Source organism: Mycobacterium sp. NGS22 (assembly GCF_059813095.1).
Window position 1 is genome coordinate 103,734 of the sequence record NZ_JCALDY010000010.1, and the last position, 15,388, is coordinate 119,121.

The window sequence follows — 15,388 nt, forward strand, 5'->3', positions numbered from 1 at the left end:
TGTTACAACGTCTTACGTAGTACGAATACCGAGCGTCCCGGCACTGGCAGCTCTTCGCCGTCCCGGATGACCCGATTCGAGGCCCCGGTGGGCATGGTCGTGTCCAGTTCCACCACCCATTCCCGGGCGTAGTCACCGCGCGGCATGACGAAAGTCACCTCTTGGTCGTAGGCGTTGAAGCACAACAGGAATGAGTCGTCGACCACCCGTTCTCCACGTCGATTGGGTTCGGCCAGCGCCTGGCCGTCCAGGAACACCGCGATCGACTTGCCGAAGACGTTGTCCCAGTCCTGCACTGTCATCTCCTGGCCTGCGGGAGTCAGCCAGGCGATGTCATGGATTCCGGTACCGCTGCGGATCGGCTGTCCCTTCAAGAAGCGGCGGCGCCGAAATACCGGGTGTCTCTTGCGCAATGCGGTCACCTTGCGCGCGAACTCCAGTTGGTCGGGATTCTTGTCCACGAACGACCAGTCCATCCAGGACACCTCGGAGTCCTGGCAGTACACATTGTTGTTGCCCGACTGAGTGCGCCCGAACTCGTCGCCGTGGGAAATCATCGGGGTGCCTTGGCTGACCATCAGCGTGGTCCAGAAGTTGCGCATCTGCCGGCACCGCAGCGCGGTGATCTCCGGGTCGTCGGTGGGACCCTCCACCCCGCAGTTCCAGGACCGGTTGTGGCTTTCGCCGTCGCGGTTGTCCTCCCCGTTGGCCGCGTTGTGTTTTTCGTTGTAGGACACCAGATCATGCATGGTGAACCCGTCATGGGCGGTGACGAAGTTGATGCTGGCGCTGGGGCGGCGACCCGTCGCCTCGTAGAGGTCAGACGAACCGGTCAGCCGGGATGCGAACTCGCCCAGGGTCGCGGGTTCCCCCCGCCAGTAGTCGCGCACAGTGTCGCGATACTTCCCGTTCCATTCGGTCCACAAACCTGGGAAATTTCCCACCTGGTAACCGCCTTCGCCGACGTCCCACGGCTCGGCGATCAACTTCACCTGGCTCACCACGGGATCCTGCTGGACGAGGTCGAAAAACGCCGACAGTCGGTCGACGTCGTAGAACTCACGCGCCAAAGTGGCCGCCAGGTCGAAGCGAAATCCATCCACATGCATCTCTAGTACCCAGTACCGCAGCGAATCCATGATCAATTGCAAAGTGTGCGGATGCCGGACATTCAGACTGTTCCCGGTGCCGGTGAAGTCCTTGTAGTGGCGCAGGTCGCCGTCGACCAGGCGGTAGTAGGCCGCGTTGTCGATGCCCCGGAAGTTGATGGTGGGGCCGAGGTGATTGCCTTCGGCGGTGTGGTTGTAGACCACGTCGAGGATGACCTCGATGCCCGCCTCGTGAAAGGCGCGCACCATCGACTTGAATTCGGCGACCGCGCCGCCGGGCTTGCGGCTTGCCGCGTACTGGTAGTGCGGGGCGAGAAACCCGAATGTGTTGTAGCCCCAATAATTTCGCAGTCCCAGGTCGACCAGTCGGTGGTCGTGCAGGAACTGGTGGACCGGCATCAATTCGATGGCGGTGACGTTGAGCGACTTCAGATGATCGATGATCACCGGGTGAGCCAGCCCGGCGTAGGTGCCGCGCAGCTCGTGCGGGATACCCGGATGGGTCTGGGTCATGCCCTTGACGTGCGCCTCATAGATGATCGTCTCGTGATACGGCGTACACGGCGCGCGATCTGAGGCCCAGTCGAAGAACGGATTGATCACCACGCTGGTCATGGTGTGACCCAACGAGTCGACCATCGGCGGGACGCCGGTCTCCGACGGGTCCTCGGCCGCGACCGCCAGATCGTAGGAATACAGGGCCTGATCGAACGTGAAGCCCCCGACGAACCCTTTGCCGTACGGGTCCAGCAACAGCTTGCTGGGGTCGCAGCGGTGACCGGCAGCCGGATCGAACGGACCGTGCACCCGGAATCCGTAGCGCTGCCCGGGTGTGACGTTCGGCAGGTAGCAGTGCCAGATGTAGCTGTCGACTTCGTCCAGGTCGATTCGGAATTCGCTGCCGTCCCGCCCGATCAGGCACAACTCGACGCTGTCGGCGACTTCGGAAAACAGCGAAAAGTTGGTGCCCGCACCGTCATACGACGCGCCCAGCGGGAACGGCGTCCCAGGCCACACCATCGCCAGAGAGGGCGACTCGTCCGCGCCGTCGAATGCTGTGTCGGTCCCTCGGTCGGTCCCAGCCATCACTCGACCTTAACGGTGCCGGGCATGGATCGGAGGGTTGACGACGGGCCCGTCACCACCAGCCGGTGACCGCGGCGATCTGCCGTCCCAGTTCGGGAGCCAGGGTCCGCATGTAGGTCGGGGTCAAGTGATGAGCGTCACGGTAGATCAGCACGTTCCCCTCGACCGCGCGGCAACTGTCGGGCTGGCAGATGGCGTCGGACAAATCGAGCGGCTTGAGCAACGGGAACTGTCCGACGAAGTCGAGGGTGGTGTTGTGCTCGGAGAGCAGGTCTGAGCGATTGAGTTCGCAGGAATGCGACTTGGTGGCCTTGGCCAGGCAGTCGGCGGGGTTGAACGGCTGACCGTCCTTGACCAGCCACGGGGTGTCCCGCACGCCCAGGATCGGAATGTTGTTGTCCGACAACGTTTGCCAGATGCCGATGTAGGTAGCGGGCATCACGTCGCCGGGCTTGATGTTCCAGGGCCGGGTGGTGGTGGTGAACACGTAGTCCGGGCGGTCGGCGACCAGTTTCGCCATCGTCGTCTCCACCCACTGGCGGCACTGGGGATAGGGCGCGTTGTTACCCATGATCAGCGGGACCTGTTCGGTGGACAGCGCGCACCCCATCTTGAGGTAGGTCACCACTCGAAAATGGTGCAGCCGGCCCAGCAGGTCCAGGGCGGTCAGCCAGTGTTCGGCGTGCGACCCGCCGGCCAGCGCGATGGTGCGCGGCGCGTCGGTGTCGCCGTACGTGCAGTTCACCACCGTCGGGTTGACGAAGTCGCTGATACAGCCGTCGCGGGTGGAAGCGGGCAGGTCTTCCTTGACTTCCAGCACGGTGGGCCGCATGCGCAGCGTGGGCACCCGCACGTGTTCGGTGAGGGCGCGGGCGCCGGGGTAGTCGAGCGCGCTGAGCCCGCTGAGTTCCTTGCCGCCGGCCCGCTCGACGACCAGATGCTCACGCCAGGTGAAGGACGTCGCGGCAAGGCTGACGCCCAACAGCACCACCAGCGATCCCAACGCGAGCGTGGGTCGGCGCAGCCGCAGTTGCCAGGTCACCGCTCGGGCGGGTTGCGCGGGTGCCCGGTAGCGCAGGGGATCCTCGACGTGCCGGGTGGTCAGGTACGCCAACACCCCGGAGACCAGCAGGACGGCCAGGCCCTCGACGAAATTGACGTGCGGGTCTCCGGTGTAGGAAAGCCAGAAGATGAGCAGCGGCCAGTGCCACAGGTACAGCGAGTAGGCCATCGCGCCGAGGGTGATCAGCGGCCCGGCCGCCAGCAACCGGTTGGGTAGCGGCATCCGGCCACGCGTGCGGGGGTCGGCGGCCATATTGGCGCCGGCCAGGATCATCAGCATGGTGGCACCGACGGGCACCAGCGCCCACGGCCCGGGAAACTCCTTGACGCCGTCGATCAGGGCGCCGCAGGACAGGATCGCTGCCAGCCCGACGGTCGCAGCGGTCGTCCGAAGCCACATCGGCCAACGCAGATAGGGCACCAGCGCGCCGACCAATGCACCCAGCAGCAACTCCCAGGCCCGCGCGAAACTGTTGTAATACGCCGTCGCCTGGTTGTCCTGGTGCGCGATGATCGCGTAGACGAACGACGCCACCGTCAGCGCACTGAACAGCACCACGAACAGGGTCCGCAGGTGGCGACCCAGCGCTCGCCTGAACAGATAGGCGCAGCCCGCGACCAGGACGAGGAACGCGACGTAGAACTGGCCCTGCACCGACATGGACCAGATGTGCTGCAGCGGGCTGACCGCCTCGCCGGCACGCAGATAGTCCGAGGCGGAGTTGGCCAGCTCCCAGTTCTGGTAGTAGCCCAGGCTGGCCAGACTCTGATCGGCGAAGGTCTCCCAGCGGGTCTCTGGTTGCACCAGGATCGTCAGCAGTGCGCATCCCGCCAGCACCACGACCAGGGCCGGCAGCAGACGACGGACCAGCCGGACGAATTCGGTCACTGGGGACAACTTGCCGCCGAGCCCGGCGCGCAGAATCTTGCCGCCGAAGAAGAACCCGGACAGGGCCAGAAAGACGTCCACCCCGCCGGACACCCGGCCGAACCACACGTGGAAAACAGCGACGAGCGCAATCGCGACGCCGCGCAGTCCGTCCAGGTCGTGCCGGTAGAAACCCGCAGACCGGGTGCCCATTTCGGCCGGCGCCGAGTCGGTGGCCGGGCGTGGGGGAGGAGGGGTCACGGTCTGCATGGTCCCCGCCAACTTACCGAAAACGCCTCACGCCCCGGCGCCATCGGCGCGCCGGGGCGAGAGGCGTCGGAAGGTTACCGGCCCGGGGTAACCGCGGGCGCCGGCTGTGCCGGCATCAACTGCAGGGGCGCGGTGGGCACTGCCTGCAGCGGCGCCTGCTGGGCCGGGACCTGCTGCAGCGGCGCCTGCGGGGCCGGGACCTGCTGCAGCGGCGACTGCTGCGCGGGGACCTGCCCCAGGGGCGCTTGCTGTGCGGGAGCCAGTTGGGCCGGCGCCTGCTGTGCCGGAGCCAATTGGGCCGGCGCCTGCTGCAAGGGAGCCTGCTGGTTGGGAACCGTCTGCAACGGCTGCTGTGACGGCAGCGTCTGCAAAGGTGCCTGCTGCAAAGGTGCCTGCTGCAAAGGAGCCTGCTGGGCAGGTGCTTGAGGCGCGGGCACCTGCTGCTGAGGCAGCTGCTGGGTCGGTGCCTGCGGCGCGGGGGCCGCCGGCGCCGTCTGCGCACCGAGAATCCGGACCAGGTAGGGGGCCATCCCGCTGGCACGCACCGGGGAGACCTGCACGACGTCGCCGACCTCGATCATCTGGCCGTTGCCCAGGTACATCGCAACAGCCTGGGTGCCCTCGGGGCCGTAGAAGACCAGGTCGCCCTTGCGTGCCTGCGCCGGCAGCACCCGTTGTCCCACCTTGTACATCTGCCCGGACGAGCGCGGCAGTTTGAGCCCGGCGCCGGCGTAGGCGTACTGGATTAGACCCGATGCGTCGAAGCCGACGGTGTTGATGCCGCTCCCAGTGCCACGGGTGGGGCCGGTGACACCGCCGCCGGCCCACGAGAACGGCACGCCGCGCTGTGACAGGGCGCGGGCGACGACGACGTCGGTGGCTTGCTGATAGTCCATCGGCTTGCTGGCCGGGTCGGCCGCCGCGATGCCCGTGGCGGTTATCGGCGCCACGGCCATGACCAGCCCGATCGCGAAGGCGTAGACGCGCTTCATGGGGATTCCTCACCTTCTGGGGCCCAGGGGCCCCGCTGTGCCTCGGCGCGGTGACTGCGCGCCTCGGCTGCCGTTCCACACGCACGCGATGGCCGCCACGTCGGGGCCTCGCGCCGCTGGATGACAGGTGGTAGGTGAAGTAGCCGGGTCAACCCGACCTATTCACACCAGTCACTGCAGCCACATTGGCAACAGAGATAGGCGCGCGCCAGATCCGCCAAACATTTTTTGTCGTACCGTGACCGGACGGTGACGGGAGGGGCCAATCCTGTGATGGCAGTTGTGATTTCGCGCTGCGAAGCGTGTCCGCGGCGTGATCTGCCTCAGCGCCAGAAGGTGGAGCTGAAATCGGTCAGCGCGCGGCCGAGGACCGAGGCCAGACTCAGGACAGCGACGGAGACTACCGGCCAGAAGGACATGAACCAGCCCTTGACCAACGACACGAACGGACCCAGCAACGCCGCCGTCGCAGCCGCGCCGATGCCGCCCCACACCAGCGGGTAGATGTAGTAGTTGACCCCGAACGGCACCGGTGCGCAATCTTCGCCTTGACAGACGTTCTCGGTGAAGGCGAACAACCGCGTGGGCCAACTGGTCATGGTGAGCGCGACGATCAGCAACGCCAGCAGCACCAGCATGGTGACCACGTCCCAGGGAACCAAGCGCAGCCTGATGATCCGAGGTCCGCTCTCGTCGTGCACCTGCGTCACGTCGCCGCCCTCTTCGGTGGCGGGCGACTCTTCCGGTGCGGCCATGCCCTGCATGCTTCCCGATCGCTGCACTTTGTGCGAACCGGCCGTGAATTTGAGTGTGAAGTCATGGCTCTGCCAGTGAACTCAGGGCGGCGAAAATCGCGTTTCGCCGCCCTGGCTGCACTCTGAAAGCCCTGGCTGCACACTCAAAGCCCAGGCTGCACACGTGGACTACTGTCGAACTCCGTGGCAGCGTTGACCCCCGCCCAGATCAGCGCGATCGACGCCGCTCACCTCTGGCATCCCTACAGCACCATCGGCAGCGAAGCGATACCTCCGGTGGTGGCCACGGCCGCCCGCGGCGCCTACCTCACGCTGATCCGCGACGGCAAGCCGATACAAGCACTCGACGGTATGAGCTCGTGGTGGACCGCCATCCATGGCCATGGCCACCCGGTCCTGGACGAGGCGATGACCGCCCAACTCGCCACGATGAATCACGTCATGTTCGGCGGCCTGACCCACGAGCCCGCGGCCCGCCTGGCTCAGCTGCTGGTCGAGATCACTCCGGCCGGTCTGGACACGGTGTTCTTCAGCGACTCCGGCTCGGTGTCCTTGGAGGTCGCGGTGAAGATGGCGTTGCAGTATTGGCGCAGCCTCGGTCGGCCCGCGAAACATCGCCTGATGACCTGGCGCGGCGGATACCACGGCGACACCTTCACCCCGATGAGCGTGTGTGACCCCGACGGCGGCATGCACTCGTTGTGGACCGACGTCCTGGCCGCTCAGGTGTTCGCCCCGCAGGTGCCGCGCGACTACGACCCCGCCTACAGCGCGGCGTTCGAGGAGCAACTGACCCGGCACGCCGCAGAGCTCGCCGCCGTCGTCGTCGAACCCGTCGTGCAGGGCGCGGGCGGGATGCGGTTTCACGATCCGCGCTATCTGGTCGACCTGCGTGAGATCTGCAGCCGGCACGGCGTGCTGCTGATTTTCGACGAGATCGCCACCGGATTCGGCCGCACCGGAGAGTTGTTCGCCGCCGACCATGCCGGGGTGAGCCCGGACATCATGTGCGTGGGCAAGGCGCTGACCGGCGGCTACCTCAGCCTGGCCGCCACCCTGTGCAGCACCGACGTCGCGCACACCATCAGCAACGGCGCGGCCGGCGCGCTGATGCACGGGCCCACCTTCATGGCCAACCCGCTGGCCTGCGCGGTTTCGGTAGCCAGCGTCGAGTTGTTGCTGAGCCAGGACTGGCGGTCGCGGATAACCGCGCTGGCCGAAGGTCTGAGCGCCGGCCTGGCACCCGCGCGAGGACTGCCGGGAGTGACCGACGTGCGGGTGTGCGGCGGCATCGGCGTCATCGAATGCGACCGGCCCGTCGATTTGTCCGTCGCCACCCCCGCCGCGCTGGATGGCGGGGTGTGGCTGCGCCCGTTCCGCAACCTGATCTACGCGATGCCGCCGTATATCTGCGGTCCCGCCGAGATCGCACAGCTCACCTCGGCGATGGTGCAGGTCGCCCGCCTCGTAGGCTGAACGCCATGCAGGCGCCGATCGAAACCTCGCCGCTGGCCTGGCTGGCGGCGGTGGAGTCCCAGCGCCGCGAAGCCGGTTTGCGCCGGTCGCTGCGCCCGCGCCCGCCGGTCGGCACCGAACTCGATCTGGCTTCCAACGATTACCTGGGCCTGTCCCAGCATCCCGACGTCATCGACGGCGGTGTGCAGGCACTGCGCGTGTGGGGCGCCGGTGCCACCGGTTCCCGGCTGGTAACCGGGGACACCGAACTGCACGCACAGTTCGAGGCCGAACTCGCCGAATACGTCGGCGCCGCAGCCGGTTTGGTGTTCTCCTCGGGATATACCGCGAACCTCGGAGCCGTCGTCAGCCTGTCCGGCCCGGGTTCGCTGCTGGTGTCCGACGCCTATTCGCACGCGTCGCTGGTGGACGCCTGCCGGCTGTCCCGGGCGCGCGTGGTGGTGACGCCCAGCCGCGACGTCGCCGCCGTCGAGACTGCCCTCGCCGCACGCGCCGAGGAGCGCGCGGTCGTCGTCACCGACTCGGTGTTCAGCGCGGACGGGGCACTGGCGCCGCTTCGGGAACTGCACGAGGTGTGCCGTCGGCACCGTGCGCTGTTGGTTGTCGACGAGGCGCACGGTCTCGGGGTGCGTGGCGGTGGCCGCGGGCTGTTGCACGAGGTAGGACTGGCCGGATCGCCCGACGTGGTGATGACCACGACGCTGTCCAAAGCGCTGGGCAGTCAGGGCGGCGTGGTGCTCGGGCCGGCCGAGGTGCGTGCCCACCTGATCGATGCGGCGCGTCCCTTCATCTTCGACACCGGACTCGCGCCCGCGGCCGTCGGTGCCGCGCTGGCGGCATTGCGGCTGCTCAAGACTGAGACGTGGCGCCCGGACGCGGTGCTGTCGCACGCCGCCGAGCTGGCGCGGGTGTGCAATGTCCCGCAGGTGCCGCAGTCTGCTGTGGTGTCGGTGATCCTGGGCGACCCCGAGGTTGCGCTGACCGCCGCGACGGCGTGTCTGGACGCCGGGGTCAAAGTCGGCTGCTTCCGGCCTCCGACCGTGCCCGCCGGCACGTCACGCCTGCGGCTGACCGCGCGGGCTTCCCTGAGTGCCGAGGAACTCGAGCTGGCGCGCCGCGTGCTGACGGACGTCCTGCGGGCGCACGCTTGACGGTCCTGGTGGTCACCGGGACCGACACGGGTGTCGGCAAAACCGTCGCCACCGCCGCGCTGGCGTCGCACGCCCACCAGGCCGGCATCGACGTCGCGGTGTGCAAGCCCGCCCAGACCGGTATCGCCGACGGCGACGACGACCTCGCCGAGATCGGCCGGCTGTCCGGAGTCACCGAACTCGTGGGGTTGGCCCGGTATGCGTTGCCGATGGCGCCGGCCGCGGCGGCCGAACAGGCCGGGATGGCATTGCCGACCGGTGAGCAGGTATTGCAGCTGATCCGCGAGGTGGACCGACCCGGACGATTGACGCTCGTCGAAGGCGCCGGTGGGTTGCTGGTCGAACTGGCTCAGGACGGGGTCACCCTACGCGACGTCGCCGTCGAACTACGGGCCGCGGCGCTGGTCGTCGTGAGGGCGGAACTGGGCACGCTCAACCACACCGTGCTGACCTTGGAAGCCCTTGCTGCACAACATGTTTCGTGTGCCGGATTGGTGATCGGCAGCTGGCCTCAGCGGCCCGATCGGGTGCAGACGTCGAACCGGAAAGCGCTGGACCGATTGGCATCCGTACGCGCGGCGCTGCCCGCCGGGGCAGGCGCGCGCCAGGATTTCGCCGCGATGAGTGCGGCCGCTTTCGACACCGGCTGGGTGCGGGCGCTGGTCGGCTGATGGCGCACTCCATCGAGTTGCTGTTCGACCATGACACCGAGGCCGCGCTCCGGCGGATGTGGGACAACCTGAGCGCCGCCGGTCTGCCGGTGCGGATACCGCCCGGTCGCCCGCATGTGACGGTCGCCGTCGCCGAACGCATTGACCCCGCCGTCGACGAATTGCTGCGGCCGGTCGCCCGAGGATTGCCGCTGCCGTGCGTGATCGGTGCGCCGGTGTTGTTCGGCCGGGCCAATGTGGTGCTCACCCGACTGATCGTGCCGTCGCGCGAACTGCTGGATCTGCACGCCGAGGTGCACCGGGTGTCCGGCGCGCACCTACGGCCGGCGCCGATGTCCAACAGCCTGCCCGGCCAGTGGACCGCGCATGTGACCCTGGCACGCCGGGTCGACATCGGCTGTCTCGGGCAAGCGCTGACTGTCACCGGCCGGCCGGCGCAACTGACCGGTCAGTTCGCCGGACTGCGCCGCTGGGACGGTGACAAGCGCGTCGACTACCTGATTTGACGCTAACCCGATTGCCCGGGCCTGGTTTCCAGCCAGCCCCGAGGTGCTTTCCCCAGTTCGCCAGCGGTTACCGGTTCGGACCGATGGAATGTTTTTAGGCCGTCTGGGTGACCTGTTCGACTCTGGCGCGCCGCTCGTCGATGGCGCGACCGAGATCCTGTTGCAGCCACGGCTTGCCCATGACCAGGTGGGCGAGGTGCTCGCGGTCGATCTGCAGCGCAGTCAATTCTTCGGTGGCGCGGGCATCGGTCAGATTGGGTTGCCGGGTCAGCGCCGTTGCCCCCAGGAAAGCGCCTTCGTCCAGGCTGCCGACCACCACCGGGAGTCCGTCCCGGGAAGTTGCCGTCAGCCGCACGCCGCCGGACAGGAGAAAGGTCATCCGGGACGGCACTCGGCCGGCCTGCTCGACGAGTTCGTCGGCCGCGTACCGGACGATCCGGGCGTGCGCTGCCAAGATCTGCTGATCGGTTCGGCTCAGCCGCAATGCCGGACCGACCACGCTCCGGAGTGCCTTTGCGACACGTTCCGGTGTGGAGAAGTCGTCCTTTTCGCCGTCGAGGTGGAGTTCGGCCCGCCGCGCGGCGTACCAGAGCCAGCGCAGGAAGATGGACTGCGCCGCGGAATCGTCAGCGGGAGAAGACAATCCGACGGTGACGCGGTACTCGCCGCTGCCGGTGGCCACGACTGCCGCCGGGGCACCGGACCTGCGCTGCGGAAGCGCATCGGCAACCTCGGTCAGCAGCGCGCACACCCGCTCCGGCGGATCGGCCGCGGCGAACGCGACCGTGATCGCCAATTGGTGCGACCTGGTGGGACGACTGAGGTTGGTGAACGATGTCGTCGCCAAGACCGAGTTGGGGGTGATCTGCAAACCGCGGCCGGTCTGGATATGAACCGCCCGCCAGTTCGCCTCGACGATCCGTCCGCGGGCGGCCGGGGTGTCCAGCCAGTCGCCGATCCGGAACGGCTGCTCGAAGAGCATGAACAGTCCCGACACGATCTGGCCGACGGAGTTCTGCAGCATCAAGCCGATGACCACCGACGTCACACCCAGCGCCGTGAAGATGCCGCCAACCCGCACGCCCCAGACGAACGACAAAATCACCGCCAGACCGGCACCTATCAGCAGGAACCGGGTGACGTCGAGGAAGATGGCCGGTACGCGCCCGCGCCAGGATCCTTGCGGCGCTCCCTCGAACACCGTGGCGTTGAGCCCGGACAGCAACAGCACCAGCAGCACGAAGCCGAATACCGTCGCCAGCAGGCGCACCGAGGTCAACTCGCTCGGGATTCTCGCGACCTGCACCAGCAGCACCAGCAGCGCGGCCAGTGGGACCAGGTAGCTGCGCAGCAGGAAAACGGGCCGGGCCAGGGGGCTGTCCTGGCGGGTCAGGCTGTGGTGCCATTCGGTGAGCCCGATGAGCAGCGACGGGAACCCTACGACCACGACGGCAGCCCACCACAACGACGACATGGTCACTGTCCTTCCGCGAGGCGCCAGATCTGTTGTTCGGTGCCGTCGACGGTGACGGTGCCCGCCGCGGTGAACTGCCGGATGTCACGCGTCGCCTCGTATACCTGCGATGTCACATAGATTCCGGATTCACTTGTGCTGCTTCGCATCTGGTGGGCGAGGTTGACGGCCGCGCCCCACATGTCGTAGACGATGCTGGACCGTCCCACCAGTCCGCTGATGACATTGCCGGTGTTGATGCCGGCGCGCAGCGTCAGGTGGTGGCCCGTCTTGCTGTTGAACCGTTCGACGATGGCCTGCATCTCGAGGGCGAATTCCACGGTGCGGTGCACGCTGTCCAGCCGCGGGAAGTTCAGCCCGCAGCTGGCCAGGTAGCCGTTGTGCAGGGTCCGGATCGGTTCGACGCCAAGGGCTTCGGCGGCCGAGTCGAGTTCCTGGACCAGGTCGTCGACGATGCCGACCAATTCATGGCCGGGTAGCGCGCTGGAAATTCGGTCCAGACCGACGAAGTCCGCGAAGATGACCGTGACGTCCTGATGTTCCTGGGCGATGGTCTGTTCGCCCTCGCGGTAGCGTTGCGCGACGGGCTCGGGCATCAACGACCCGAGCAGCCGGTCGTTTTCTTCGCGCTGCTCGGTCAGCAGCGTTTCCTTGATCTGCAGACTGTGGCTCATATCGTTGAAAGCCTCGGTGAGTTCACCGATCTCGTCGCGTGAGGTCACCGGGATCGTGACGTCGTAGTTGCCGGCGCTGATCTCCTGGGTGCCGGCCTGCAGTCGGCGAATGGGACGCACAAAAATCTGGGCTACCAGCAGCGCGGCCACGCAGATGACGAAAACCATGGCGGCGGTGGTCAATACCAGCGTCTGGGTCACGGACACGACGCGGGCGTTGGCTTCGTCGGTCTCCCGGGTCGCCAATACCGACCAGTGCAGGTCGGAGTTGGGCAACTGCAGCGGGGCATATGCCACCAGCTCGCGGCGACCGAGGTAACTGGTGTCGATGGTGGTACCGGTCTCACCGCGCTGTGCGGCACGTACCGCGTGCGTCGCAACCGGTTGCACCAGTGTCGTTCCGCGCCAACGGATTGCCTGCTCGACGACGTCGGATCGTGCGCCTGCGGCGATCGCCTCGGTCTGGTAGCGCTTCGGGTCTTCGAGGAACAACCGGGAATCGGATCGCATCAAATTGTCCGGGCCGGCCAGATAGGTTTCACCGGTCTTGCCCATGCCCGCCGCTTCCCATTGCCTGTTGGCGGTCATGATGTCGTTGACCTTGGAGATCGGCAGCGGCAGGGCCAGCACTCCGGCGGCCTTGCCCGGTGCGCCGATCGGCGAGACCAGCCACGCGATGGGTGCGCCGAGTTGCGGCTGGTAGGGCGCGAAGTCGGTGATCCACACGAAATCCCGGGAGTTTGCGGCCATCGCCTTCTCGTAGGCGCCACGCAGATTGGACTCCCGATACGGGCCGTTGAGGATGTTGGTGCCCAGTGCCGCGGTCTTGCGGACGCTGTACACCACGTTTCCGCGGCCGTCGAGCAGCAACGCGTCCTTGTATTCGAAGCGGGTCGCGATCTCCCGGAAAAAGTTGTTGAAGCGGACATTCGCGGCTGTCCAGGCACTGCCGTCGCCGGCGTCGTCGGGTGCCCCGGCCGGCGCAACCGTGTAGTGCGCCTGCAGATATTTCTGCGAATTGTTGCTGGGCAGTAGGGCATTGAGATCCAGCTTGGTGCCGGTGCTGCTCTCGACCGGTTTGATCAACCTGTCCGTGTAGTAGTTCACCAGCGCCTGTTGCTGACCGGGATCGATACTCGCATTGGACAACTGGTCGAAGCCCGCGGTGAACTGTTGCACCGCGTCCAGAGCTGTCGAGGCGCCGCTGTAGACCACCAGCGCATCGGCGAGATCCGAAAACAACGTCTCCACCGCACGTTTTTGGGCCTCCCGCAACTGGGTCATCCGCTCCGATGCCGTCGGCAACAAGGCGTTGCGCGCGGTGACGTAACCGACCGCCCCGATCACAGCCAGCGACGAAAGGCTGGCCACCAGGAGCATCAGCATCACCTTGGACTGGATGCTGACCGACCGGGCCAACGCCCTGCGGCGCCGGTCACCCTTACGGGCCGGGACTGTTTCGTCCGGGGTTACCGACTCGGCCGAGGGCGGCGACGTCAATGGATTTCCTTTCCCCTGCGTTCCGGCGGCAACAGCAGCCTATTAGGTACCCGGAAGTCCGCCTAGCCCCCGAACAGCAGATACAGCCCCATGAACGTGTAGCCGACCATGACCAGCATCATGGTCAACTGGCCGGTGAGTTGATGGTCTTTGGGCAGCAGTCGCAACGCCTTGTCGTGCGCCGCGATCACCGCCACGATGTGCCCGGTCACCACACAGGCCACCTTTATCGTGGACAGGACCGCGGGGTGCATCGACAACACGTAGGCGACGTGTGCATCCGCCAGGCCCAACGGATTCCAGCCTCGACCCAGTGGGTCGGCCAGGGCGATGACGGCCTGCTGGCCGCGCTCCACGAGGTAGGTCAAGTAGTGCGCGAAGATGTAGCCGACGACGATCGGGATCAGCGAGTGCGCCATCTGCCCGGGCAATGCCCGGCGCTGCTCGGCGTCCACGCCGCCGGTGGCACGCGCGGCAAACGAAAAGGTCAGCGCCACAACACAAATGAAGAGCGCCAGCCCGATGGTCCGTAACGCTGAAGAAGTCAGCGTCTCAGGAACACCGGTCGCCGCGCGGGCTGTCCCGTCGGCGAAATTGCGCCACGTCGGTGACGCCGAGAAGCTGTCGAACGCGGTGGACCCCAACAACACTGACAAAACCAGCACGACGCCCGGGCGTACCGGCAGCGACGGCAGGTGGTCGAACGGGTTGCCGACGACGATCTTTCCGGTTTGCGGATTCCGCCAGAACGGGCTGAGCCGGGACACCGCCATGCTGTACACGCCGAACGGGTCTGCCCGGGCCAACCAGCGCTGTCCGCACAGCCACGCCCCGCCGAGCAGCACCACCGTATAGACCAGCAACCACGTCTTGACCGCGGTCAGCGAGGCCGAGTCCGGACTGGCGAGTTCCAACCAGACGAACGCGAACAATCCGAACGCGGCCGGCCGGTAGCCCCAGCTGTCCGGGTAGGAGAACCGGGGCCGGCTGATCCGTTCCGGCAGGACCCGGCGTACCAGCAGATATACCGAGCGGACCGGCGAGATCACCCGCCATACCGGCCCGAAGATCAATGACAACGCCACCAGTCCGACCCAGAGCAGCACATAGAACGCGCCGAGCAGGCCATTGGCCGAGGTCTGCGGCCCGAAGACGCCGGCGGTCAGCACCCATATCGCGAACAGCAGCGCCAACCCGGCGACTATCCCGCGGGTGACGCGCGCATCGACCAGGGCGGTCAGCGCGTCCGGCAGTGGGCGCCCCGGTTTGTCCGGGTCGAATCGCGGTCGTTTCCAGGCCAACGCCACCAGCGCGAACGTGAAGGTCAGTGCCCATGCGGCGCCGATCAGCGCGAAGGTGTACGGCACCGGCAGATCGTTCGACCCGCCCAGACCGTGCGCGAGCACGGTTATCGAGCGGCCGTCGGTCACGACTGCACTTGGATGGTGGCGATCGTCCGCTTGAGGTGGTGCAGTTCGACGTCGACGCTGCCCGGGACGTCGACGCTGAACTCGAATGTCTGGTTGGGCGCCGCGGCGACCTGGAACTTGTGGTCGGGTACCGAGTGCACGTGCAGCTCGTCGGTGACGTCGCTGCTGACATGCAACACGATCTGTTGTTTCACCTTCGCCTGCAGGGTCGCGTTGGTCGGCGTGACCTGCCCGTTGGCGATGGTGACGTCGACGGTGAGGCCCTGCGCCGGGGCCTTGCTGGGCGAGTTACCGCCGCAGGCGACCAGCGCCCACACCAGCAGCCCCGCCCATGCCGTGACCAGGGCGCGTCGATATGCCACGG

At 66.9% G+C, this 15,388-nt stretch carries 11 protein-coding genes and 1 pseudogene; 4 read left to right on the forward strand and 8 right to left on the reverse strand.

The window, feature by feature from the left end; genetic code table 11:
- Positions 1-2 precede the first annotated feature (2 nt).
- The 4 genes and pseudogenes from glgX to AC5Y47_RS11785 form a co-directional block, all read right to left on the reverse strand.
- Entirely contained in the window at positions 3-2,195 is a 2,193-nt protein-coding gene (gene glgX / locus AC5Y47_RS11770) for a glycogen debranching protein GlgX (RefSeq protein ID WP_499944163.1), read from the reverse strand.
- A gap of 52 nt (positions 2,196-2,247) precedes the next feature.
- A complete protein-coding gene (gene sucT, locus AC5Y47_RS11775) occupies positions 2,248-4,395 on the reverse strand; it encodes an acetyltransferase SucT (RefSeq protein ID WP_499944164.1) in 2,148 nt (715 codons plus the stop codon).
- A 344-nt stretch (positions 4,396-4,739) separates the two neighbouring features.
- Positions 4,740-5,387: pseudogene (ripD, locus tag AC5Y47_RS11780) on the reverse strand (NlpC/P60 family peptidoglycan-binding protein RipD); the annotation flags it as partial.
- Positions 5,388-5,710: 323 nt separating this feature from the next.
- Positions 5,711-6,142 (reverse strand): hypothetical protein, encoded by a 432-nt coding sequence (locus AC5Y47_RS11785; protein WP_499944165.1) that lies wholly within the window; start codon positions 6,140-6,142, stop codon positions 5,711-5,713.
- Between the two features lie 171 nt (positions 6,143-6,313).
- Between AC5Y47_RS11785 and AC5Y47_RS11790 the strand changes: the two genes are divergently transcribed.
- Genes AC5Y47_RS11790 through AC5Y47_RS11805 form a run of 4 tightly spaced genes read left to right on the forward strand, consistent with a single transcriptional unit; the run spans position 6,314 to position 9,946 of the window.
- Entirely contained in the window at positions 6,314-7,618 is a 1,305-nt protein-coding gene (locus AC5Y47_RS11790) for an adenosylmethionine--8-amino-7-oxononanoate transaminase (protein WP_499944248.1), read from the forward strand.
- 5 nt (positions 7,619-7,623) lie between these two features.
- Positions 7,624-8,769 (forward strand): 8-amino-7-oxononanoate synthase, encoded by a 1,146-nt coding sequence (locus AC5Y47_RS11795; RefSeq protein ID WP_499944166.1) that lies wholly within the window; start codon positions 7,624-7,626, stop codon positions 8,767-8,769.
- Positions 8,766-9,440, forward strand: a complete 675-nt coding sequence (bioD, locus tag AC5Y47_RS11800) for a dethiobiotin synthase (protein WP_499944167.1) — start codon at positions 8,766-8,768, stop codon at positions 9,438-9,440. The genes AC5Y47_RS11795 and bioD overlap by 4 nt, the downstream gene beginning before the upstream one ends.
- Positions 9,440-9,946: a 2'-5' RNA ligase family protein gene (locus tag AC5Y47_RS11805; RefSeq protein ID WP_499944169.1), complete on the forward strand. Its 507-nt coding sequence runs from the start codon at positions 9,440-9,442 to the stop codon at positions 9,944-9,946. The genes bioD and AC5Y47_RS11805 overlap by 1 nt, the downstream gene beginning before the upstream one ends.
- Positions 9,947-10,040: 94 nt before the next feature.
- Here the strand turns inward: AC5Y47_RS11805 and AC5Y47_RS11810 are convergent, their stop codons facing one another.
- The 4 genes from AC5Y47_RS11810 to AC5Y47_RS11825 all read right to left on the reverse strand — a co-directional run bounded on the left by AC5Y47_RS11810 (position 10,041) and on the right by AC5Y47_RS11825 (position 15,386).
- Positions 10,041-11,420 (reverse strand): mechanosensitive ion channel domain-containing protein, encoded by a 1,380-nt coding sequence (locus AC5Y47_RS11810; protein WP_499944170.1) that lies wholly within the window; start codon positions 11,418-11,420, stop codon positions 10,041-10,043.
- Between the two features lie 2 nt (positions 11,421-11,422).
- Positions 11,423-13,594, reverse strand: coding sequence for an adenylate/guanylate cyclase domain-containing protein (locus AC5Y47_RS11815; RefSeq protein WP_499944171.1), 2,172 nt, complete (start codon positions 13,592-13,594; stop codon positions 11,423-11,425).
- A gap of 62 nt (positions 13,595-13,656) precedes the next feature.
- Positions 13,657-15,024, reverse strand: coding sequence for a hypothetical protein (locus AC5Y47_RS11820; RefSeq protein ID WP_499944172.1), 1,368 nt, complete (start codon positions 15,022-15,024; stop codon positions 13,657-13,659).
- Complete coding sequence (locus tag AC5Y47_RS11825; protein WP_499944173.1) at positions 15,021-15,386, reverse strand: hypothetical protein; 366 nt, start codon at positions 15,384-15,386, stop codon at positions 15,021-15,023. The genes AC5Y47_RS11820 and AC5Y47_RS11825 overlap by 4 nt, the downstream gene beginning before the upstream one ends.
- Between the last annotated feature and the right edge of the window lie 2 nt (positions 15,387-15,388).

Excerpts from the sequence above, each read along its gene's own strand:
- glgX (WP_499944163.1), bottom strand. The coding sequence starts at position 2,195 with ATGGCTGGGACCGACCGAGGGACCGACACAGCATTCGACGGCGCGGAC.
- sucT (WP_499944164.1), bottom strand. The coding sequence starts at position 4,395 with ATGCAGACCGTGACCCCTCCTCCCCCACGCCCGGCCACCGACTCGGCG.
- AC5Y47_RS11785 (WP_499944165.1), bottom strand. The coding sequence starts at position 6,142 with ATGGCCGCACCGGAAGAGTCGCCCGCCACCGAAGAGGGCGGCGACGTG.
- AC5Y47_RS11795 (WP_499944166.1), top strand. The coding sequence starts at position 7,624 with ATGCAGGCGCCGATCGAAACCTCGCCGCTGGCCTGGCTGGCGGCGGTG.
- AC5Y47_RS11805 (WP_499944169.1), top strand. The coding sequence starts at position 9,440 with ATGGCGCACTCCATCGAGTTGCTGTTCGACCATGACACCGAGGCCGCG.
- AC5Y47_RS11810 (WP_499944170.1), bottom strand. The coding sequence starts at position 11,420 with ATGTCGTCGTTGTGGTGGGCTGCCGTCGTGGTCGTAGGGTTCCCGTCG.